This is a genomic window from Mesorhizobium sp. 43Arga (assembly GCF_053714255.1).
Window position 1 is genome coordinate 1,190,334 of the sequence record NZ_JBSKBO010000002.1, and the last position, 19,925, is coordinate 1,210,258.

The following is a 19,925-nucleotide window of genomic DNA, read 5'->3' on the forward strand; positions in this document are numbered from 1 at the left end:
ACGATGGAATTGGATGCGTGCGGCTATCACCGGCCCTTGCGCCGGTTCCAGGCGTAGAGCAGGTCGGCGAAACGATCATAGGCAAGGCGCGTCAGCGGCAACGCCATCGGATTGCCGAAAAGCGTGGCCAGCCAGCCCTCACCTGGCGTCGCCTGCCATATGGCAATCGCGACATCGGCGCCGACCAGCAGACGGCCGGCCGCGTCGGTGGCGTGCAGACGGCGGCGGATGTCTTCTAGCGACGCGCCAAAGCGGCCAAGGGCCGCCGGCTCCAGGTTGATGTCGCGAAACTCGATCCGCCCCGCCTGGACCGCTTCGATCAGCCGCCGCTTCTGCCAGCCGATGCCGGCATCGCAGACAGGGCAACGCGTGTTGTACCAGACGGTCAGTTCAGGCTTGGGTGTTTGCTTGAGCATGATCTTGGCATGCTCAGCCGTGGCTATGCCGATGATGCAGATCCGGATAATGCGGATGCCGGTGGCCCATCGGCGCGTGCCGGTGCCAATGCGAATGCGGCTCGCTCACCGGCCCGTCATGATCGTGCTGGTGGTGCACGTCATGCACATGGCTGTGCTCATGTTCCAGCGCCTCATGGTCATGCTCGTGGTCGTGGCGTTCCGACAGATGCAGCCACAGGCCGACGCCCATCAGAAGCCCCGCGATCACCAGTTTGAGGGTGACGGCATCGCCCAGCATGGCGATGGCCAGCAGCGCGCCGATGAACGGAGCGAGCGAATAATAGGCGCCTGTGCGCGCCGTCCCGAGATGGCGCAACGCCAGGATGAACATCACCAGGCTGACACCGATGCCGAGGAAACCGACGGCGGCCGTGGCCGCGACTATCGACATCGCGGGAAACGACGCCCCGGCGGCAAGCGCCAACCCGACATTGGCCGCACCCGCCACCAGGCCTTTGAGCATGGCGATCACCACCGGGTCGGCGGCCGAAATCCTGCGCGTGAAATTGTTGTCCAGCCCCCAGGCCACGCATGCCGCCGCCACCAGCAGGGCGCCCGGGTTGAAAGCAACGCCGCCGCCGTCCCATGACAACAGCGCCGCGCCCGCCAGGATGGCGAAGGCGCCAAAAAGCAGGCGCCGGTCGACATTCTCTCGATAGACGAGCCAGGCGATCGCCATCGTCGCCAGCCCTTCCAGGTTGAGCAGCAGCGATGAACTGGATGCCGTGTTGAGGCTGAGGCCGAACATCAACAGCACCGGCGCGAGGATGCCACCCATGCCGATTGCCAGCGCCAGCCAGGGGATATCCCGGGCGGCCAGTTGCGCTTCACCAGCCGCCGCCTGCTTGCCGCGAAGCAAGCGATAGAGAGCAAGGCCAAGACCGGCGCCAAGATAGAGCAGTCCTGCCAGCATGAAGGGGTTGACGGCATCGAGCAGCAGCTTGGAAAGCGGCGGCGTCGCCCCGAACAGAGCGGCCGAGCCAAGGGCGAGCGGCACGCCGGGCCAAAGATGCGAATGCGTTTCGGACATCATCTCACCCTATGACAGCGCGCATGTCATTTGCCGCGCATGGCCGCCCTTGGCCCGACGCATTTGTTGTCGCGAAACAGCGCCCACTCTTCGCACTGGCGCCCTTTGGGCAGCCGGCAAAACCCGTATTCGTTGCCGGTCCTGTCCTTCCTGATCACCAGGCGCCCGCCGATCTCGCCGCAATGGACAGATGCCGGATTGGCCATGCCGACCGGTTTTTGCGCACCGGCGGCGAACGGCATCGACAATATCAAGGCAAGGCCGGCAGCCAGTATCGAGACTTTCTTCATCGCGATCCCCTGGCCGCAGTCTATCACGGCGAAGCGTCCTGTCCTGCGGCAAAGCGCCGTCAGGTCGGATACCCAGGTTATCGCACTCGAACCTGCCGCTATCCAAGCGACGAGATGATCTCGCGGTAGGCGAATTCGGGGAAGGCTTTCAGTGTTCGTGTCCTGATGTTGCCGGCGGCCGCCAGCATCAGCGAGAAACGCGCCAGGACCGCATCGTCGGGTGCTTCGACCACCGCCACCATGTCGTATTCGCCCATCGTCAGGTAGAACGCCTTGAACGAACCGCCCATGTCGCCCAACTGCTTCCTGGCGGCGTCAAGCCGCTTCGGTGACTCGCGCACACTTTTGGCACCCTGCTCCGTCCAGTTCATCAGCACGATGTAGGTTGTCATGCACACCTCCCTCCGGGGCCACGGAGCACGGCGGTAGGGCGTGACCTCCGCCGGGGCGGGCATCCGGATTTGTCGCCCAGAAATGCATCCGACGCGGAAATTATCCTCCCGAAGGCTGCGAGCCGCAAGAGCGCGTGCCACGAACGAAAAAGGGCGCACGGGGCGCCCTTTTATTCTTGCTGTCGGTATGTCTCAGCTGTCGAGGAAGCTGCGCAGCTTGCGCGACCGGCTCGGGTGCTTGAGCTTGCGCAGCGCCTTGGCTTCGATCTGGCGGATGCGCTCGCGGGTGACCGAGAACTGCTGGCCGACTTCTTCCAGCGTGTGGTCGGTGTTCATGCCGATGCCGAAGCGCATTCTGAGCACACGCTCCTCGCGCGGCGTCAGCGACGCCAGAACGCGCGTCGTGGTCTCGCGCAGATTGGCCTGGATCGCGGCGTCGATCGGCAGGATCGCCATCTTGTCCTCGATGAAATCGCCCAGATGCGAATCCTCCTCGTCGCCGACCGGCGTTTCGAGCGAGATCGGCTCCTTGGCGATCTTCAAGACCTTGCGCACTTTTTCGAGCGGCATGGCGAGCTTTTCGGCCAGTTCCTCCGGCGTCGGCTCGCGGCCGATCTCGTGCAGCATCTGGCGCGAGGTGCGCACGATCTTGTTGATCGTCTCGATCATGTGCACCGGAATGCGGATGGTGCGCGCCTGGTCGGCGATCGAACGCGTGATCGCCTGCCGGATCCACCATGTCGCATAGGTCGAGAACTTGTAGCCACGGCGGTATTCGAATTTATCGACCGCCTTCATCAGGCCGATATTGCCTTCCTGGATCAGGTCGAGGAACTGCAGGCCGCGATTGGTGTATTTCTTGGCGATGGAGATGACGAGGCGCAGATTGGCCTCGACCATTTCCTTCTTGGCGATCGCGGCTTCGCGCTCGCCCTTCTGCACCTGGTTGACGATCTTGCGGAATTCCAGGATCGAGATCGCCGTTTCGGTGGCCAGGTGCTGGATCTCGGCACGCAGGTCCTTGATCGCATCCTTCTCGTTCTTGGTGAATTCCTTCCAGCCGCGCGAGGTCAGATTGGCGATCGAGCGCGTCCAGTTGGGATCGAGTTCGGAACCCTGATATTCCTTCAGGAACTCCTCGCGGCGCACGCCATAGCTTTCGGCGAGGCGCAACAGCTTGCCCTCGTTCTGCACCAGGCGCTTGTTGATATCGTAAAGCTGCTCGACCAGCGCCTCGATGCGCGCCGTGTTGAGCGACAGCGACTTCACCGCCTTGATCAGCTGGTCCTTGAGCTCCTTCAGCCGGCGGTCCTGGCTGGGTGACAGCGTGCCGGCGGCGGCCAGACGGTTCTCGACCTGCTGGTCCTGCAGCTTGCGCAGCTTCTTGTAGGTGTCGGCGATGACGTCGAGCGTCTCCATCACCTGCGGACGCAGTTCCGCTTCCATCGCCGCCAGCGACAGGCTCGCCTCGTCCTCGTCTTCCTCGTCGTCGTCTCCGATGCCGCGCGTATCGGCGCCGACATTGGTGACGTCGTCTTCATCGTCTCGCCCGCGCCGCGGCTTTTCCTCGGCCTTGGGCGCTTCCTCGATGCGCTCGACCACCGGCGCCTGCTTGGCTTCCGGGCCGGCATAGGTAGCTTCGAGATCGATGATCTCGCGCAGCAGGATCTTGGATTCGTTGAGCTCGTCGCGCCAGATGATGATGGCCTGGAAGGTCAGCGGGCTTTCGCACAGGCCCGCGATCATCGTCTCGCGACCGGCCTCGATGCGCTTGGCAATGGCGATTTCGCCCTCGCGCGACAGAAGCTCGACCGAGCCCATCTCGCGCAGATACATGCGCACCGGATCGTCGGTGCGGTCGGTCGGCTCTTTCTTGGTGGTGGTGGCGGCGACCGCCGTGCCGGTCTGTTCGGCCAGCTCGTTGGCGTCTTCCTCGGCGTCCGCCGCGGTGTCGCCGGCCTCGGCCTCTTCGCCCTGCTCGTCATCCTCGACGACGTTGATGCCCATGTCGGACAGCATCGCCATCGTGTCCTCGATCTGCTCGGAGGTCACTTCCTCGGAAGGCAGCACCGAATTCAGCTCGTCCATCGTGACATAGCCGCGCTTCTTGGCGGCCTTGATCATCTTCTTGACAGCATCATCGGAAAGGTCGAGCAGAGGGCCATCGGTGGCGCCTTCGCGTTCGGTCTCGACCTCTTCCTTTTCCTTAGTCGCCATAATTTTTATCTTCTCCTAGCGGCCCGGCATCGGGGCCGCGTAAGCTGTCGGACCAGTCAAATCGGATAGGCTCGTTTCGAAACGCGCTTCACCGGGCCACTAACTTCATTGATCGTTAAGTCCAGATTAACCCTGATATCTGTGGCAGGCTGCCTGCCTGTCCAGTGACCAGTACCTCACATCGCTCATTTCCCGTCGGCGCGGGTGCGGGTTAACGTTTCGAATCGTCCTGATTCCGCCATTCTGTCGGAAGGTCAAGCGCCTCTGGCATGATTCGCATGAAAAAAGCGAATCAATTACCCGACTTAGCGCGCCTTGCTTCCCTGGGAAGCCCGGCCACGCTCTCATTCCTGCACTCAGCTGCACTTAGGCTCGCCCAGCCCTGCCCGAGGAAACGCCGAATCCTTCGATCAGCGCTTCCGTCGCCTGTACATCCTGAAATTGCGCCTGAATTTCGATCAGATGGCGGAAGTTTTCGTCCGAGGGATCTGCTTCGAGCGCCGCTTCCGCCTGTTTCAGCTCCTTATGTAAGGTGCGCGCGCTACGCTGCAAGTGCAGCGCCTGGTTCAGAGCGTCGCGGGCGTCGTCGAGTGCCGCCGTCTCCAGCGCCGGCCATTGCCGCGCCCGCCGGATCAGGCCGACGGCGCGTTCCCAGATCTCGGCGCAGCCGGCACGCTCGATCGTCGCCACCACGGCGTGGCGGTCATTGGCCATGTCATGCGCCATTGCGTCGAGGATGGCGGCGTGCAGCCGCTGCAACTCGGAATTGGCGAGGTCGAGAAATTCGACATGGGCGAAATTCTCGTCAATCAGCGGCGGATGGTTGACCAGCGCCACGATGATCGTCGCCTCGCGCACCGACATGCCCTCGCTGCCGCGCTTGACCAGCGCCGACTGGCCAAGGCTTTCGGTGATCGCCATGCGGCCGCCGCCAGGCTTGGCGAATTGGCCACCGGGTGCCGGCGTCTTGCCCTGCCCCGGTTTCCACTCCTGGCGCCCTTGCCGCGTATCGCGTTGCGAGCCGAAGAAGCTCTTTTCCCGCTCACGCATTTCCTGCTGGTAGTGATAGCGCGTGCTTTCGTCGCGGATGCGGCTGGCGAGTTCCTGCAGCGTCTTTCCCAGTTCCGCCCGTCGCTCCGGCGTGTCGAAGACGCCGCCCGCCGTCTCGCGCATCCACAACAGGTCGACCAGCGGCCGCGCATCGGCAAGCACCGCGCGGAAGGCGTCCGGCCCCTCGGCCTTGACGAGGTCGTCGGGATCCTTGCCTTCCGGCAACAGCGCGAAGCGCGCCGAGCGCCCGGCCTGCACCGATGGCAGTGCAAGATCCGCGGCTCGCCATGCCGCCTTCAGCCCGGCCTTGTCGCCGTCGAAGCACAGCATCGGTTCGGGCGCCATACGCCAAAGCAATTCCAGCTGGTTTTCGGTAAGCGCGGTGCCGAGCGGCGCCACGACATTCTCGAAGCCGGCCTGCGCCAGCGCGATCACGTCCATATAGCCTTCGACGGCGATGACCGTACCGTCCTTGGCGAGCGCCTTGCGGGCGCGGGCGAAATTGTAGAGCACATTGCCCTTGTGGAAGAGCTCGGTGTCGGGTGAGTTCATATATTTGGCCAGCGCATCGGGCGCCAGCGCCCGGCCGCCAAAAGCGATGATCTTGCCGCGCGAATCCGGAATCGGGAACATGATGCGGTCGCGGAACCAGTCATAGGAGACCGGAATGTCGTCGCCGTGCCGCACCAGCCCGCAAGCTTCGATATCGGCCTTCGGCACGCCTTTTGCCGCGAGATGCTCTTTCAGCGCATTGCGGCTGTCCGGCGCGTAGCCCAGCCGGAACGATTGCTGCGTTGCCGGCGTCAATCCACGGTCGCGCAGATAGGCTCGGGCCTTGGCGCCTTCGGGCCCTTGCAGCCGCTCCTGGAAAAAGGCGGTCGCCATTTCCATGACATCGGTCAGGCTGGCGCGTTCCTTCTCGCGCCGTTCCTCCTGGGCGTCGCGCACCGGCATCGGCACGCCGGCCATGTCGGCGATCTTCTCGACCGCTTCAGGGAAACTCATTCCGTCGAGTTCGGTCAGGAATTTGAAATGATCGCCCGAGACCGAGCAGCCGAAACAATGGTAGCGGCCTTTCTTGTCCTCGCAATGGAAGGACGGGCTCTTCTCGCCATGGAACGGGCAGCAGGCCCAAAAGTCGCCACGCGACGCATTGGTCTTCCTGCGATCCCACGCGACGCGCTGGCCTATGACCGATGAAATCGGCACGCGGTCGCGGATCTCGTCGAGAAAGGCGGGTGGAAAGCGCATTGAGGGAACTCGTTTCCCCACCATATAATCATGCCAGCGAAATCCGACGACCCCCAATACGGGCCATACCCGGTTTCCACAGGGCAAAAAGAAGGCGGCCGTTGCGGGCCGCCCTCCTTCCAGGCCAGCGCTGGAAGCTTAATGCGCGGCGATCGCGCCGAAGATGATGCCGGACAAGACACTCACCAGCACATAGTCGTTGCCGACGCGGATCCATTCCTGGCCGCGGCCGGGACGATGCAGGCCATAGCGGCCATAGTCGCGGATCGGCTGGTGCTGCCTCCAGCCGGAATATTTCTGGCCATTGCGCCAGTGGTTCCGCTTCACGACGATCTTCTTCTTGAAGACGCGCTTCCTCACATCATTGTGGTGGCCGGGCTTCTGCCAGTCGACCTTGGTGTAATTCGACTGCGGCGCGACCGGCGCGTTCATTGGCGCGGCCTGGCCGGCAAGTGACGTGGCGGCCAGCATCGAGACGGCGAGGACAGAAAGAACGATGCGCTTCATCAGAAATCTCCTTTGTTGTCGATGCCCAAGGATTAGCGGCCGGCGGATGAACTGAAACTGAACACCTGCATTACAATTGTGTAATGAAATCTTCGGCTTATTGCCGATATTTGAACATCGTCGCAAAGACGAATGCAGCCTCTCGGAAAGAACGGCCGTTCGCCGGACCGGCCAAGGCCCGGCCGTGCAACCATTTGCGTAACCATCCATTTCCCGACACGGCCTGTCGCGTCACGACGGCCTCTTGAAATCGACAAAATTTTATTATCCGGCTAAAATATTCCGGCTATTACCCACGGTTGCCATGACCATGATTCGAACCCTTGCTTTTCCGCCTGTTCGGCGCGTCGTCCGCACCGCGTGCCCTGTCCGCATGCAGGCGCCGAAATGAGCGGTTCCGTCGTCCTTCTGCATCTGGCCGGCGCCGTGGCGCTGATGCTGTTTGCCACCCGCATGGTCAAGACCGGCGTCGAACGCGCCTATGGCGACGTGCTGCGCCACAGGCTGCGCGCCACCATGCGCAATCCGATCATGGCGGTGCTGGCCGGCACGGGTCTCGCCATCGCGCTGCAGAGTTCGACCGCGGTCACCCTGCTGGTCGGCTCCTTCGCCGGTTCCGGCATCGTCTCGGGTGCAGCCGGCCAATTGGCGGTACGCGGCGCCGAGATCGGCTCGGCGCTGGTGGTCAAGCTTTTGACCTTCGACCTCACGCTGCTGGTGCCGCTCTGCCTGATCACCGGCACGGTGATGTTCATGGCCACCGAGCGCCGCGACTGGCGCCAGACCGGCCGCATCCTGGTCGGCATCGGCCTGTTGATCCTGTCGCTGGAAATGATCGGCCAGGCGTCGGAGCCGCTGCGCAACAGCCAGCTGATGCCGGTCATCATCAATTACTTCTCCAGCGATTCCATCACCGCCTATCTCCTGGCGGCGGTGATCACCTGGCTGTTCCAGTCGAGCATCGCCGCGGTGCTTTTGATGGCGACGCTGGCCGGCCGCGGCCTGATCAGCCCGGAACTCGGCGTCGTCCTCATCTTCGGCGTCAATCTCGGCTCCTCGATCATCGCGCCGATGCTGACCCGCTCGGCGGGGCCTGCCGTGCGCGTCGTGCCGATCGGCAATCTCTTGATGCGCGGGCTTGGCTCGCTGGTCATGCTGGTCCTGTTCATGATCTTCCGGCCGCATGTCGGCTTTCTCGGCGCGACGGCGGCCGACCAGATCGTCAACGCCCACATCCTGTTCAATGTCATCATCCTGCTCGCCGGCCTGCCGCTGGCCGGCTTCGTCTACCGCGCGTCGGAGAAGATCGTCGCGCTCGGTACCAAGCCAACGCCGGCCGCTTCGCTCGACGTCATCGAATTGTCCGCGCTCAACGAAAGCGCGCTGGACATGCCGAGCCAGGCGCTGGCCAATGCCACACGCGAGGTGGTGCGGGTCTGCGAAACGGTCGAGATCATGCTCAAGCGGATCATCGAGCTCTACGAGAGCGCCGACGCCGACAAGATCAAGGCGCTGGCCGCCCTCGACGACCGCGTCGACCGCAGGCATGCGGCGATCAAACTCTACCTCGCCAAGGTCACCAAGAACCCGCTGACCGAGGACGAGGCGCTGCGCTGCCAGGAACTGATCGGCGCCTGCGTCAAGCTCGAGCAGGTCGGCGACATCATCGTGCGCAACATGCTGGTTCACGTGAAGAAGAAGTTGGAGCACGGGCTGGAATTCACCGACGAGGGTTGGAGCGAATTGTGCGCCTTCCACAGCTCAGTGCTGGCCAATGCAAGGCTCGCCTTCAATGTGCTGGTCTCGCGCGACCCCGAAACCGCGCGTCAGCTGGTACTGGAGAAGGACCAGCTGCGCGACCGCGAAAAGGAAACCAGCGCCAGCCATTTCCTGCGGCTGCGCGAAGGCACCGCAAAAAGCGTCGAGACCAGCTCGATCCACCTCGACACCATCCGTGACCTGAAGCAGATCAACTCGCTGCTGGCCTCGATGGCCTATCCGGTGCTGGAAGAGCGCGGCCTGCTGACCGGGTCGAGGCTGAAGGCGGGCTGAGGTGTTGAAATTGCTGATTTCCCCCCTCGAGGGGAGATCGGCGTTTTACCGCCTCGCCCCCACTCAAGAAAACCTAAAGTCGCGACAAAAATTTCTGGATTGCCCGCGCCGCCCATCCGTGGTTTGACGCCGTTCTAGCCAAGGCTTTCCCATGTCGCTTCCGCTCATTGCCCTGTTCATCGCCGCTTTCGCTTTCGGCACCACCGAATTCGTCATTGCCGGCGTTTTGCCGCAAGTGGCGGAAGGGCTTGGCGTCTCGGTTCCCTCCGCCGGCTATCTCGTCTCCGGCTATGCCTGCGGCATCGCCATTGGCGGCCCGCTGCTGGCGCTCGCCACCAAATCCCTGCCGCGCAAGACCTTGCTGCTCGGCCTCGCCGTCGCCTTCACCATCGGCCAGGCGGCCTGCGCGCTGGCGCCCGACTTTACCTCCATGCTGCTGCTGCGCATCGCCGTTGCCGTCGCGCACGGCGCCTATTTCGGCGTCGCCATGGTGGTCGCGGTCGGCCTCGTTCCCGAGGACAAACGCGGCATGGCAGTCGCCGTCATCCTGTCCGGCCTCACCGTCTCCAACGTCATCGGCGTGCCGGCGGGCACCGCCATCGGCAACATCTGGGGCTGGCGCGCGACCTTCTGGGTGATGTGCGCGCTGGGCGTGGCAGCGACTTTTGCCATGGCGGCCCTTCTGCCGCGCACCGCCGGATATCAGGCCAAGCCCGCCGGCTTGGCGCGTGAGGTCCGCGTGCTGGCGCGCCAGCAGGTCTGGACCTCGCTGATCCTGATGCTCATGCTGATGCTCGGCCAGTTCTGCCTGTTCACCTACATCACGCCGACCTTGCTTGAGGTCACCGGGCTCGACGAAAACCTGGTGCCCTGGGTGCTGCTGCTCAACGGCGTCGGCGCGACGCTTGGCGTCTTCCTCGGCGGCAAGCTGTCCGACTGGAAGCTGATGCCTTCGCTGATCACAATGCTCGCCTTGCAGGCAGTGACACTGGCGGTCATCTACGCCGTCAGCCCCTATCCCCTGCCGATGATCGTGGCGATCGTCATCTGGGGTGGCCTCAACTTCGCCATCGGCACGCCGATCCAGACCCGCATCCTGGCCTGGACGGCGGATGCCTCCAACCTCGCCTCATCGCTGATCCCGTCCGGCTTCAATGTCGGCATCGCGCTGGCCGCGTCGCTGGGCGCCGCCATGCTCAATGCCGGCTACGGCTATCGCAGCCTGCCCGTGGTGGGTGCTTTCGCCATGCTGGTCGCCGTCGTGGTGGCTGTCATCTCCCAGGTGTGGGAAGGGCGCAGCAACGCCACGCCGCCACTGACGGCGCCGGCCGAGTAGCGGCCTCATCCCTTCGTCTCCTTCAGCACGTCGATGAAGGCGCGCAGCGCCGGCGGCACCAGCCGGTGGCCTGGATAGTAGAGGAACAGGCCAGGAATGGGCGGACACCAATCGTCCAGCACACTGACAAGCGCTCCCCGCTCGAGGTAAGGCCTGGCGGATTTGTCCGAAATGTAAGCGATCCCCATACCGCCAGCGGCTGCCTCGGCCATCAACTCCATATTGTCGAGCGTCAGTGCGCCCGGGACATCGATGGCGATCTCCTGGCCGTGTTTCTCGAACTCCCATCGGTAGGGTTTGCCACTGGGCAACCGAAACCGAATGCAGGCTTGATCCCTGAGATCATCCGGAACGCCCGGAACCGTTCGGCCGGCCAGATAGGCCGGCGAAGCAACGGCAATGAAGCGTGTCGGGCCGCCGAAGCGCACCGCAACCATATCCTGCGGCACGGCCTCGCCCAGGCGGATACCGGCATCAAAGCCTTCGGCAACGATATCGACCAGTCTTCCCTCGGTGACGAGATCGAGCGCAACCTGGGGGTGGCGCTGAAGAAAGGCCGGCACCACGGATGCAAGCAACAATCGGGCACCGATCTCACTGGTGTTGATCCGCAGCGTCCCTGATGCAAGACCACGGAAGTCGTCGACCTCGGCCAATGCCGCGTCGATTTCCGACAAAAGCGGCCGCAGGCGCGAGACGAGCCGCTCGCCCGCCTCGGTCGGTGCAACGCTGCGCGTGGTGCGGTTGAGCAGGCGCACACCCATACCCCGCTCCAGCGTTCGCATCATGTGGCTGAGCGTCGAAGGCGAAAGGCCGAGATCGTCGGCCGCCTTGCGGAAGCTGCGATGCGAGGCAATCGCGGCGAGTGCCGTCAATTCCGGAAGTCCGGGCTTGCCATTCATGGAAAATCTTCATCAAGCCATATGAAATTGAACGGATAGTATCATGAGTTGGACGGCGTAGTCTTGGCCGAAGTCAGCAATGAAAGGATATTTGCCATGACCAGGACATGGTTCATCACCGGTACTTCATCGGGCTTCGGACGGCTTTTGACGGACAGGCTTCTGGCCCGTGGCGACCGTGTCGCCGCAACGGTGCGGAGACCGCAGGCTCTCGCGGACCTGAAGGCACACCATGGCGATCGGCTCTGGATCGCTTCCCTTGAAATGACCGACAGCGATGCCATCCGGGCAACGGTCGACAAGGCCTTTGGCGAGTTGGGGCGCATCGATGTCATCGTCAGCAACGCCGGCTACGGCCTGTTCGGCGCCGCCGAGGAGCTGGAAGACAGCCATATCCGCGACCTGATCGACACAAATCTCATCGGCTCCATACAGTTGATCCGGGTAGCACTGCCGCATCTGCGCAAACAGCGCGGCGGCCGCATCCTGCAAGTCTCCTCGGAGGGCGGGCAGATGGCCTATCCCGGCTTCAGCCTCTATCACGCCACCAAATGGGGCATTGAAGGCTTTGTCGAATCCGTTCGCCAGGAGGTCGCGCCGTTCGGCATCGGGCTGACGCTGGTCGAGCCAGGCCCGACACGAACGAATTTCGGCGCCAGCCTGGTCAGTTCCGGGTCCACGGATGCCTATGCGACCACGCCGGTCGGCGACCTGCGCCGGGCTTTTTCCGAGGGTTCGTTCGACATCAAGGGCGATCCCGGCAAGATGGTCGAGGCGATGATCGCCTCGGTGGAGCAGGATCCCGCGCCTCGACGATTGACCTTCGGCGCTGCCGCCTACGCCTCGATCCGCAGCGCGCTCCAGGGCAGGCTTGCGGAGCTGGAGAACCGGAAGGACGCGGCTCTCGCCATGGATATCGACCCCTGACGGCTCGTCGGTTGAATGGCGTCGGCCGCGGCCCTCACCCGTGCCAGCGCAACAGGCGCATGGCATTGGCGGTGACCAGCACGGTGGCGCCGGTGTCGGCCAGGATCGCCGGCCATAGGCCGGTGATGCCTGAAATGGTGGTGACCAGGAACACTGCCTTCAGCCCCAGCGCCACGGTGATGTTCTGGCCGATATTGGCCATCACTGCCCGAGACAGCCGCACCATGCAGGCAACGTCCAGGAAAAGATCGCCTAGTTGAAGCGGCTGGAAACCGAGCTGGAACGCATCGCTGCTTCGGCGACTGCTATGTCATCCGCGCGCTGTCAGACCATGCGCTGTGTGCGGACGAGCACGGGTGAGATATCCCCTATTGACGAAGTCCGCATTGTCGAAGTCCGCGGCGCCAATGCCGGAAATGGGGGCACGTAAAATCAAATTCCGACGAGATCTGTCAATTCTCATCTGCCGTTCACCAGCACTCTCACCCTACAGCTCGATCCGGAACCGCAAACTCTCCACCCCGCCATAGGCGGCGTCCTCGAAGAAGCGCTCGACCAGCCTGCCGCCATTGGCCAGGATCACTTTATGCGAAGCCGGATTGCCAGGCTTGGCGGTGATCTCGACATATGGCAGCCGGACCGCCCTCGCCTCGTCCAGCATCAGTCCCAGAGCCTGCGTGGCGTAGCCGCGCCGCCGCTTCCACGGCACCACCGCATAGCCGATATGGCCAAGCACATGCGAGGGCAGTTCCGCCGTGCCCTTCTGCCAGCGAAAGCCGATCGAGCCCGACGCCTCGCCATCCCAGATCCACCGCCGGAAGCCCGGCAGGCGCGGCACCTGTGTGCCGTCGGGCAAGGTGATCGGGCCACCCCTGGCCTCGGGATCATCGAGGCTCGCCAGAAAGGCGATCGGATCCTGCTCTAACGCCACCAATTGCTCGCGCGTCGCCTCCTGGAGCCGGACATTGTCCGGCGACCAGCCGCGTTCGAGCGCCGCCTTGTAGGACGGCAGATGCTCAAGCGCTGGTTTGACGATCACGATCATGATCCATGCTCCCTGGCGGCAGGCATAGCCGTGGCCAGCGCGGCGCTCAAGCCGCCTGGAAGCGGATTTCGCACTTGTTCGGAGACATTGGCCGCAAGCCTTGGACCAGCATGACGGTCTATGGGCGGTGCGCGTCGGCCCCAGTTCCTCGTGCGGACTTGCGGGCGCGCTAAACAAGATGTGTTTCGCCGATTGCCGCGAGACATTTTATGATCGATTGCGGATATAATACCGCAAGGATTCGCATGGCTTCGGCAGGAGAATTGAACCGGTGCGGTTGAGATCTGTCCCTCTGGGTATTGTCGTCACCCTCAGCCTTCTCGTCATCGTCATTGCCCTGACCGCGACGGTCCGGTCCATTGCCGCGCCCTCGGCGATCCCGGCCTGGCTGCAGGCGCATATCGGCGACGGCGACGGCCAGATCTCAACCGTGGTGTTGGAGCGGGCGCGCGCGCTCTACCTGAAAAAGGTGGCGCAAGGCGCGGTCACGAATCCCTGCTATTTCGCCATGGACGCGACGCGTCCCGGCGACATGGGCAACGGCGTGCTCGGGCGCCGGTACTACGTCATCTGCGAGGCCAGCCAGTCGTTTCACGCCATCTCGTCGGGTCATGGCGGTGGCCGGAATCTGAAAGGCACGGTCGATTTTTCAAACGGCAGGCGCTGCTCCAAGAACTTCGGCAATGCCATGGATTCCGAACTGACCGCCGGCGGCGCTTATATGACCAGCGAGGCGAAAACATCCTTCAAGGGTTTTTATCGTACCGGCGCGAAACGGGACGTGGCTTTCCAGCGCACCTTCATCCAGTTCGACGGCGAAGGCGAAGCCGCCAATGCCAGGCAGCGGGTGATCGGCGGTCATGCGGCGCAGGTGCTGCGCGGCATGTGCATGCGCAAAAGCCCCAACAGCTCCTACGCCGACCATGACGGCCTGGTGCCGTTCGGCAAGCTGGTGGACTATGCCGGCGGCCGCAGCAATGGCTGCACCAGCTGGTCGCCAACGGATGCGCAGCAAATCATCGCGATGGTGAAGGACAATCCGACGACGCTCTACATCTATCCGGAATCGCGCGACATCGCAGCCGTCGCGCAGGCGGCAAAAAGCCATTCGTCATCCGGGGAAGCGCCCTATTGGAACGCATCCTGCCTGAAGGAGATCGGCGCGCCGAAATTCTGGCCGCGCAAAACCCTCGAGCCGATCATCGCGCAATACAAGCAGGACCACCCCGCACCGCCACCGCAGCCTGTGCCGATGTGCAAGGGGCCGTGAGGCCCGCTCAACAGCAGACCCCACGGGAGTAGACTCGCGGTCAACGCAGAAAATCGAGCACCGCCTCTATGAACTCTGCCGGATACTCCACATTCGACAGGTGAACCGCCGGCAACACAACCAGCTTCGCGCCGGGCACGGCTGCCGCGATCATTTCGCTGTGGCCGGCAGCCGTCACCGTGTCATGCTCGCCGGCGATTACCAGCGTTGGCCGATTGATCAGCGCGACGGTGCGACGCAGATCGGCATCGCGAACGGCGGCGAACAGGCCAGCCAGGCCTTGCCGGTCGATGGCGAGCAGCATGGCTCGGAACGCCTCGATGACGGGTTCGTTGGCCGCCACCATCCGCGCGGGGAACCAGTTGTTCAGGAAGACCTCGGCGGTTTCCGACATGTCCGGCGCCTGCCGGACAACGGCAATCCGCTCGTCGAAATAGCTTGCCGGGCCGAGATGGGATGAGGTGTTGCTCAGGATCAGCCGGTCGATCCGCTCCGGCGCATGGATACCGAGCCACTGCCCGACGAAGCCGCCGAGCGACAGTCCGAGGAAATGCACGCGCCCAAGCCCGAGCGCATCGAGCAGCTCGATCACGTCGCGGCCAAGCCGGTCGAGCGAATAGGCACCGACCGGGGCGCTTGATCCGCCATGGCCGCGAAAATCGTAGCGCAGAACACGGAAGTGTTTTGAAAGCTCGCCAGCCTGCCCGTCCCACATGTGCAGCGTGGTGCCGATGGAATTCGACAGCACCAGCACCGGCTTGGCGGCATCGCCATCGAAGCGATAGGCGATGCGCGTGCCGTCACCGACAGTCACGAAATTCGGCTCATTCATGATGAAAGTCCTTCTGGAAGATTGAATGAGCGGAACGTAGCCGCGACGAGCTTTTGTTGATATTACAAAGATAGGACAAACTCTGTAGTCAAAGCTGACATGGCCGAATTCACCTTGCACGATCTGCAATGCTTCGATGCGGTGATCCGCACCGGCGGCTTTCAGCCGGCTGCCACCCTTCTGCATCGCTCGCACCCGGCGGTGTTCGCCGCCGTCGCCAAACTCGAACGACAGCTCGATCTCATTCTGCTGGATCGCAGCGGCTATCGCGTGCGCCCGACCGAGGCGGGGCTGTCGTTCCACCGCCGGGCGCAATCGCTGCTGCGCGAACTGGACGGCCTGCGCGTCCATGCCGCCCAGCTCTCGATGGGCGAGGAAGGCGAGATCCATGTCGTGATCGGCGACCTCTGCCCGCGGCCGCAGGTGCTGGGCATGCTCGGCCGGTTCTTCGCCCAATGCCCGGGCACGCGCCTGCATCTGCATTTCGAAGCGGTCGGCGGCCCTTGGGAGCGGCTTTTCGATGACGAGGCCGACCTGATCCTGCACTGGATCGACAAGGGCGACGCGAGGGTTGAATGGGTCGATCTGTGCAAGGTGCCGTTCATTCCCGTGGCAGCGCCAGGCTTTTTGCCCGATCGCCTCACGCAGCCGATCACGCTGGATCAGATGCGGGCGCTCACCCAATGCGTCATGCGAGACACCGCCCGCCATTCGCCGCGGCAAGACTACTTCATGGTCGAAGGCGCGCCGCAATGCCTGGTGCCCGACCAGGGCATGAAGAAGGAGATCATCCTGCAAGGTCTCGGCTGGGGCCACTTGCCCCGCTTCCTGATCGAGGACGAATTACACAACGGACGCCTGCGCTCCATTGCCGGCCGCCACATGCCTGGCCGCACCGACGAGCTGGTGGTGGCGCGCCGCCGCGACCGGCCGCACGGCCCAGTCGCGAACCGGTTATGGGATCATGTCCAGCAGGAAGCGCCGGCATTGCGACGCGCATTGGAGCCTCGGAAGCCCGCCTCGTAGGCTACGGACCAATCAGCCAGCGAGCCCGATCGCCCGTCCTTTCAGCGTCTGGTCCGAGACCTGCTTGTCCTTGGCCAGAGGCAAGGCGTCATCCGCGGTGATGACGACGCCAATTTCATGGCGCTGGTGCTGCTCGGCATATACGGCCAGGCGATGCTTTCGGCGCTCTCGGGAGGCGCCTTCAGCGAGGACGAGATCAGGCACATCATCCGTATCGTCGTCGCAGGGATAGGTGAACGCTCCCTAGACAACAAGGAGCAATCCATCCTGATCGACAAATGACATCGCTGCGGCTTATTAGTCGACAGCGTGGGAATGTTAAGAGGCGCCAAAGGGGATAGAAGTATGGATACCGAGAATGCAAGCTTCGCGGCCGAGCAGACTAAACTTAATAGGATGCTCACACGGGGCGTCGTATTTTCCATTATCTGGCTCGCCGGGTTCGGTTCTTCTTATGCGCTTTACCAGGGGCTTCTGGCGCGACGGATGATAAAATCGAATCCCATGCTGCGAGGAAATGGCCGCGCCTGGTGGTGCGTCATTGTGGGAGGGCTTGGGGCCGCAGCCCTATGTGCGTTAGTTGGCGTAGGCATTTTGAACGCTCTGACACAACCGTAGGTCAAATTGTAACACCGCCCGCCCTCCTTCCAGCGTCTGGCGCCGCCTACGGCACCAGCGTGATGCTGCCGCTGCCTCTGACCTGCGACCGCCGCATCGTAGGGTGCCCATAGAGATCGACGTCACCGCTGCCGGAAATCGAGACATCCGCATCCGCCTGTGCGGTAACCTCCGCGTCGCCGCTGCCGCGGATCTCGACCTGCGCGGATTGGGCGATCAGGTCCTTGAGCCGCCCCGAGCCCGAACCGGAGATCTCCAGATCGACCGTTTGGGTGGTGCCAATGGCGACCACGCTGCCGCTGCCGCGAATGTTCAGCCGCAGCTCGGGCTGCTTGACCTGCGACAGGGCAAGCTCGCCACTGCCGACCAGCCTCCAGTCCGAAATCACCGGCCCCGACACGGTGACTTCGAGCCGGGGCGAAAACCAGCCCGTCTCACAATCCAGGCTGAGCTGGCTGCCCTCCATGCGCACATGATCGATGAGCGTGGAATCGCCGCTGACGATGGCTTCGGCCTTGTCGCCCGGCTGGTAACGGACCGAAGCCGGCAAAGCGATGGTGAAGCTGTCATTGGCACTGAACGGCAGCGTAACTTCCTTTCTGACGGATGTGATCGCGCCGCAGGTGGATTGGCCGCTGATCCACGAACCTCCCGCGTTGACCCAATCCGGCCCTGCAAGACCGATGCCAACGGCCAGGAATAGGGCAGCGCCAACCAACCCGGCTGTCGCGACAAATGCCAGTTTTCCAGTCATGATCCGTTTCCTTCAACGTGATGACGAATTGCAAGCGCTTGGCAGCGCTCAATCGGCGCCGCGGTCGGCTTGCGCGATACGGGAATGCAGTCGGGCGTAGCGTCCGACAACCCTTATGCCCGCGCCCATGCCCAACAACAGCAAGGCGCCGCCGCCAAGGAAGCCGCTCACCAGTCCGGCGCCGATGAAGAGGCGCCCCAGCGTGAGCGAAAAGGCAGTGCCCTGCTCGAACAGCAGCGTGGTGAGAATGATCTTGATGCCGAGCACGCCGATGGCGACGAGCGTGATGCCAAGGCCGATCGCAAGCACGATCGCCGTGATGAGCAGCGGCAACAGGAAGACGATGTCGACGAAGGCAAGGCCGGCCAGGGCGATCGTCGCCGCCAGCATGTTCGACACGCTCCAATGCGCTTCGAAACGGCGCAGGCCCGCCTCGGCGCGCAACTCGCGGGCGATCCTTGTCGGATCACCCAAAGCCGCCGCGACCTCCGCTTCGCCGCGGCCCGAGGCGTCGGCGAAATGGGCGGCATAGTCGCCAACGATATCCTCGATCTCCCGCGGCGGCAGGCCGGCAAGTCCCTGTCTCAGCGTGCGCAAGAAGGCGTCCCTGGTCATGGCAAATCCTCGAGAAGTTTGTCGACGGCCCCCGCGAAGGATTGCCAGTCGCGGCGATGAGCTTCGAAAGCCTGCTGGCCGAGCGGCGTGAGCCGGTAATATTTGCGCGGCGGCCCGCTGCTCGACTCGACGAGGCGGGTGGCGACCAGCCCGTCATTCTGCATCCGGCGCATCAGGGGATAGATCGTGCCCTCCCCCATGTTGACCGCGGCGACCAGCGTGCTGGCGATTTCATAGCCATAGCTCTCACCCCGCGACAGCACGGCCAGGACGCACAGATCAAGCGCGCCTTTTCGCAACTGGACGAGGATGGAATCGGTCATGGCAGGCCTCGAATTCCAGACCTGTATATAGCACGCTACCTGTTTATGCAAGGTAGTGCGTAAACGTCTGTTGGATCCCGCAGCCCTTGCATGGGGCCGCGAGATCCAAAGTCGTGGTCTGGACCAGTCCCTATCGCCGCCTGCGCGGCCGGACAGCACGCATTCGGCCTACTGACCTTATCGGGTTAAGCAACCGGCATTGCTGAAAAGGGGCTGCGCCGTGATCCATTGCGAAGGCGGCAACCGGCAATGCGCGACGCTCACATCGTCCCAGTTCAAGCGGGCAATGTCGACCTCTTTGAACATGGGATGGTTCGACGGTTGGATCGTGTCGGCGGCGCCCTACTGCAGCAGGCCCTTGACGATGCCGCTGGCCTTGCCGAAATCCATCTGGCCGGCATATTTCTGCTTCAGCGCGGCGATCACCTTGCCCATGTCCTTCTGGCTGGCGGCCCCGGTCGCCGCGATCGCCTCGCGGGCTGCCGCCGTGATCGCCGCATCGTCGAGCTGCGTCGGCAGGAAGCCGCGGATGATTTCCATCTCCCCGCGCTCCTGCGCCGCCAGTTCCGGCCGCTTGCCGTCCTCGAAGGCCTTGGCCGATTCCTCGCGCTGCTTCACCATCTTGGCCAGGATCTGCAGGATCTCCTCGTCGCTGGCGGGGTCCTTGCCGGCACCGCGATTGGCGATGTCGCGATCGTGGATTGCGGCCTGGATCAGCCGCAATGTCGGCAGCCGGTGCTTGTCCTGCGCCTTCATCGCGCTTTTCAGGGATTCGGCGATTTTGCCACGCATCATGCTTTCTCCTTCGATGGGCGCGGACAATAGCGCCGGGGCCAAGCCAACGCAAACCCTGATATGTCAAGGCAAGCCTATGATATTGCTTGATGAAATAAATCGGAGCCGCATTTCGCATGATCATTGACCGCCCTGCCCCCTTCCCCTATGTACTGGGCCTTGCATGAACTGAAGCTTGAGTGCGTGGAGGCCGCGAATTCGCCGCTCCGCGCCGTTTGCTGCGCGGATGGCCCGC

20 protein-coding genes and 2 pseudogenes are annotated in these 19,925 nt (G+C 63.4%); 7 read left to right on the forward strand and 15 right to left on the reverse strand.

What is annotated here, in order from left to right:
* Nucleotides 1-26: 26 nt before the first annotated feature.
* The 7 genes from ACWGS8_RS12355 to ACWGS8_RS12385 all read right to left on the reverse strand — a co-directional run bounded on the left by ACWGS8_RS12355 (nucleotide 27) and on the right by ACWGS8_RS12385 (nucleotide 7,195).
* A complete protein-coding gene (locus tag ACWGS8_RS12355; protein WP_454581181.1) occupies nucleotides 27-416 on the reverse strand; it encodes a thiol-disulfide oxidoreductase DCC family protein in 390 nt (129 codons plus the stop codon).
* Between the two features lie 13 nt (nucleotides 417-429).
* Nucleotides 430-1,488 (reverse strand): DMT family transporter, encoded by a 1,059-nt coding sequence (locus ACWGS8_RS12360; protein WP_454581182.1) that lies wholly within the window; start codon nucleotides 1,486-1,488, stop codon nucleotides 430-432.
* Nucleotides 1,489-1,514: 26 nt separating this feature from the next.
* Complete coding sequence (locus tag ACWGS8_RS12365) at nucleotides 1,515-1,778, reverse strand: putative hemolysin (protein ID WP_454581183.1); 264 nt, start codon at nucleotides 1,776-1,778, stop codon at nucleotides 1,515-1,517.
* A 98-nt stretch (nucleotides 1,779-1,876) separates the two neighbouring features.
* Entirely contained in the window at nucleotides 1,877-2,170 is a 294-nt protein-coding gene (locus ACWGS8_RS12370) for a GYD domain-containing protein (protein ID WP_454581184.1), read from the reverse strand.
* A gap of 192 nt (nucleotides 2,171-2,362) precedes the next feature.
* Nucleotides 2,363-4,387 (reverse strand): RNA polymerase sigma factor RpoD, encoded by a 2,025-nt coding sequence (gene rpoD / locus ACWGS8_RS12375; protein WP_127278332.1) that lies wholly within the window; start codon nucleotides 4,385-4,387, stop codon nucleotides 2,363-2,365.
* A gap of 366 nt (nucleotides 4,388-4,753) precedes the next feature.
* Nucleotides 4,754-6,688: a DNA primase gene (gene dnaG / locus ACWGS8_RS12380; protein ID WP_454581185.1), complete on the reverse strand. Its 1,935-nt coding sequence runs from the start codon at nucleotides 6,686-6,688 to the stop codon at nucleotides 4,754-4,756.
* 138 nt (nucleotides 6,689-6,826) lie between these two features.
* Nucleotides 6,827-7,195, reverse strand: a complete 369-nt coding sequence (locus tag ACWGS8_RS12385) for an RcnB family protein (protein WP_454581186.1) — start codon at nucleotides 7,193-7,195, stop codon at nucleotides 6,827-6,829.
* A gap of 387 nt (nucleotides 7,196-7,582) precedes the next feature.
* On the opposite strand from ACWGS8_RS12385, the gene ACWGS8_RS12390 reads away from it, so the two are divergent.
* On the forward strand, nucleotides 7,583-9,247 hold the full coding sequence (locus tag ACWGS8_RS12390) for a Na/Pi cotransporter family protein (RefSeq protein WP_454581187.1): 1,665 nt from the start codon (nucleotides 7,583-7,585) through the stop codon (nucleotides 9,245-9,247).
* A gap of 151 nt (nucleotides 9,248-9,398) precedes the next feature.
* Entirely contained in the window at nucleotides 9,399-10,583 is a 1,185-nt protein-coding gene (locus tag ACWGS8_RS12395; protein ID WP_454581188.1) for an MFS transporter, read from the forward strand.
* Nucleotides 10,584-10,588: 5 nt separating this feature from the next.
* Here the strand turns inward: ACWGS8_RS12395 and ACWGS8_RS12400 are convergent, their stop codons facing one another.
* Entirely contained in the window at nucleotides 10,589-11,485 is an 897-nt protein-coding gene (locus ACWGS8_RS12400) for a LysR family transcriptional regulator (RefSeq protein ID WP_454581189.1), read from the reverse strand.
* A gap of 96 nt (nucleotides 11,486-11,581) precedes the next feature.
* Between ACWGS8_RS12400 and ACWGS8_RS12405 the strand changes: the two genes are divergently transcribed.
* Complete coding sequence (locus ACWGS8_RS12405; protein WP_454581190.1) at nucleotides 11,582-12,412, forward strand: SDR family oxidoreductase; 831 nt, start codon at nucleotides 11,582-11,584, stop codon at nucleotides 12,410-12,412.
* A 34-nt stretch (nucleotides 12,413-12,446) separates the two neighbouring features.
* On the opposite strand, the pseudogene ACWGS8_RS12410 reads toward ACWGS8_RS12405, so the two are convergent.
* A pseudogene (locus ACWGS8_RS12410) lies at nucleotides 12,447-12,653 on the reverse strand (hypothetical protein); the annotation flags it as partial.
* Between ACWGS8_RS12410 and ACWGS8_RS12415 the strand changes: the two are divergent.
* A pseudogene (locus tag ACWGS8_RS12415) lies at nucleotides 12,636-12,772 on the forward strand (MerR family transcriptional regulator); the annotation flags it as partial. The pseudogenes ACWGS8_RS12410 and ACWGS8_RS12415 overlap by 18 nt on opposite strands.
* Before the next feature lie 127 nt (nucleotides 12,773-12,899).
* Here ACWGS8_RS12415 and ACWGS8_RS12420 read toward each other — a convergent pair.
* A complete protein-coding gene (locus tag ACWGS8_RS12420; RefSeq protein WP_454581191.1) occupies nucleotides 12,900-13,457 on the reverse strand; it encodes a GNAT family N-acetyltransferase in 558 nt (185 codons plus the stop codon).
* A 271-nt stretch (nucleotides 13,458-13,728) separates the two neighbouring features.
* Between ACWGS8_RS12420 and ACWGS8_RS12425 the strand changes: the two genes are divergently transcribed.
* Nucleotides 13,729-14,727 (forward strand): hypothetical protein, encoded by a 999-nt coding sequence (locus tag ACWGS8_RS12425; protein ID WP_454581192.1) that lies wholly within the window; start codon nucleotides 13,729-13,731, stop codon nucleotides 14,725-14,727.
* Nucleotides 14,728-14,767: 40 nt separating this feature from the next.
* Here the strand turns inward: ACWGS8_RS12425 and ACWGS8_RS12430 are convergent, their stop codons facing one another.
* Nucleotides 14,768-15,559, reverse strand: a complete 792-nt coding sequence (locus ACWGS8_RS12430) for an alpha/beta fold hydrolase (protein ID WP_454581193.1) — start codon at nucleotides 15,557-15,559, stop codon at nucleotides 14,768-14,770.
* A 99-nt stretch (nucleotides 15,560-15,658) separates the two neighbouring features.
* On the opposite strand from ACWGS8_RS12430, the gene ACWGS8_RS12435 reads away from it, so the two are divergent.
* Together ACWGS8_RS12435 and ACWGS8_RS12440 are read left to right on the forward strand one after the other, a co-directional pair.
* Nucleotides 15,659-16,585, forward strand: coding sequence for a LysR family transcriptional regulator (locus tag ACWGS8_RS12435; RefSeq protein WP_454581194.1), 927 nt, complete (start codon nucleotides 15,659-15,661; stop codon nucleotides 16,583-16,585).
* A 117-nt stretch (nucleotides 16,586-16,702) separates the two neighbouring features.
* Nucleotides 16,703-16,867 carry a hypothetical protein gene (locus tag ACWGS8_RS12440; protein ID WP_454581195.1) on the forward strand — a complete coding sequence of 55 codons (165 nt, stop codon included), beginning with the start codon at nucleotides 16,703-16,705 and terminating at the stop codon, nucleotides 16,865-16,867.
* Nucleotides 16,868-17,249: 382 nt separating this feature from the next.
* On the opposite strand, the gene ACWGS8_RS12445 is transcribed toward ACWGS8_RS12440, so the two are convergent.
* The 4 genes from ACWGS8_RS12445 to ACWGS8_RS12460 all read right to left on the reverse strand — a co-directional run bounded on the left by ACWGS8_RS12445 (nucleotide 17,250) and on the right by ACWGS8_RS12460 (nucleotide 19,687).
* Nucleotides 17,250-17,957 (reverse strand): GIN domain-containing protein, encoded by a 708-nt coding sequence (locus ACWGS8_RS12445; protein ID WP_454581196.1) that lies wholly within the window; start codon nucleotides 17,955-17,957, stop codon nucleotides 17,250-17,252.
* Nucleotides 17,958-18,005: 48 nt separating this feature from the next.
* On the reverse strand, nucleotides 18,006-18,572 hold the full coding sequence (locus tag ACWGS8_RS12450; protein ID WP_454581197.1) for a DUF1700 domain-containing protein: 567 nt from the start codon (nucleotides 18,570-18,572) through the stop codon (nucleotides 18,006-18,008).
* A complete protein-coding gene (locus ACWGS8_RS12455) occupies nucleotides 18,569-18,895 on the reverse strand; it encodes a PadR family transcriptional regulator (RefSeq protein WP_454581198.1) in 327 nt (108 codons plus the stop codon). Before ACWGS8_RS12455 ends, ACWGS8_RS12450 begins: the two co-directional genes overlap by 4 nt.
* Nucleotides 18,896-19,237: 342 nt before the next feature.
* Nucleotides 19,238-19,687 carry a GatB/YqeY domain-containing protein gene (locus ACWGS8_RS12460; RefSeq protein ID WP_010910960.1) on the reverse strand — a complete coding sequence of 150 codons (450 nt, stop codon included), beginning with the start codon at nucleotides 19,685-19,687 and terminating at the stop codon, nucleotides 19,238-19,240.
* Nucleotides 19,688-19,925: the final 238 nt, after the last annotated feature.

Excerpts from the sequence above, each read along its gene's own strand:
- ACWGS8_RS12355 (WP_454581181.1), bottom strand. The coding sequence starts at position 416 with ATGCTCAAGCAAACACCCAAGCCTGAACTGACCGTCTGGTACAACACG.
- ACWGS8_RS12360 (WP_454581182.1), bottom strand. The coding sequence starts at position 1,488 with ATGTCCGAAACGCATTCGCATCTTTGGCCCGGCGTGCCGCTCGCCCTT.
- ACWGS8_RS12365 (WP_454581183.1), bottom strand. The coding sequence starts at position 1,778 with ATGAAGAAAGTCTCGATACTGGCTGCCGGCCTTGCCTTGATATTGTCG.
- ACWGS8_RS12370 (WP_454581184.1), bottom strand. The coding sequence starts at position 2,170 with ATGACAACCTACATCGTGCTGATGAACTGGACGGAGCAGGGTGCCAAA.
- rpoD (WP_127278332.1), bottom strand. The coding sequence starts at position 4,387 with ATGGCGACTAAGGAAAAGGAAGAGGTCGAGACCGAACGCGAAGGCGCC.
- dnaG (WP_454581185.1), bottom strand. The coding sequence starts at position 6,688 with ATGCGCTTTCCACCCGCCTTTCTCGACGAGATCCGCGACCGCGTGCCG.
- ACWGS8_RS12385 (WP_454581186.1), bottom strand. The coding sequence starts at position 7,195 with ATGAAGCGCATCGTTCTTTCTGTCCTCGCCGTCTCGATGCTGGCCGCC.
- ACWGS8_RS12390 (WP_454581187.1), top strand. The coding sequence starts at position 7,583 with ATGAGCGGTTCCGTCGTCCTTCTGCATCTGGCCGGCGCCGTGGCGCTG.
- ACWGS8_RS12395 (WP_454581188.1), top strand. The coding sequence starts at position 9,399 with ATGTCGCTTCCGCTCATTGCCCTGTTCATCGCCGCTTTCGCTTTCGGC.
- ACWGS8_RS12400 (WP_454581189.1), bottom strand. The coding sequence starts at position 11,485 with ATGAATGGCAAGCCCGGACTTCCGGAATTGACGGCACTCGCCGCGATT.
- ACWGS8_RS12405 (WP_454581190.1), top strand. The coding sequence starts at position 11,582 with ATGACCAGGACATGGTTCATCACCGGTACTTCATCGGGCTTCGGACGG.
- ACWGS8_RS12420 (WP_454581191.1), bottom strand. The coding sequence starts at position 13,457 with ATGATCGTGATCGTCAAACCAGCGCTTGAGCATCTGCCGTCCTACAAG.
- ACWGS8_RS12430 (WP_454581193.1), bottom strand. The coding sequence starts at position 15,559 with ATGAATGAGCCGAATTTCGTGACTGTCGGTGACGGCACGCGCATCGCC.
- ACWGS8_RS12435 (WP_454581194.1), top strand. The coding sequence starts at position 15,659 with ATGGCCGAATTCACCTTGCACGATCTGCAATGCTTCGATGCGGTGATC.
- ACWGS8_RS12440 (WP_454581195.1), top strand. The coding sequence starts at position 16,703 with ATGGCGCTGGTGCTGCTCGGCATATACGGCCAGGCGATGCTTTCGGCG.
- ACWGS8_RS12445 (WP_454581196.1), bottom strand. The coding sequence starts at position 17,957 with ATGACTGGAAAACTGGCATTTGTCGCGACAGCCGGGTTGGTTGGCGCT.
- ACWGS8_RS12450 (WP_454581197.1), bottom strand. The coding sequence starts at position 18,572 with ATGACCAGGGACGCCTTCTTGCGCACGCTGAGACAGGGACTTGCCGGC.
- ACWGS8_RS12455 (WP_454581198.1), bottom strand. The coding sequence starts at position 18,895 with ATGACCGATTCCATCCTCGTCCAGTTGCGAAAAGGCGCGCTTGATCTG.
- ACWGS8_RS12460 (WP_010910960.1), bottom strand. The coding sequence starts at position 19,687 with ATGCGTGGCAAAATCGCCGAATCCCTGAAAAGCGCGATGAAGGCGCAG.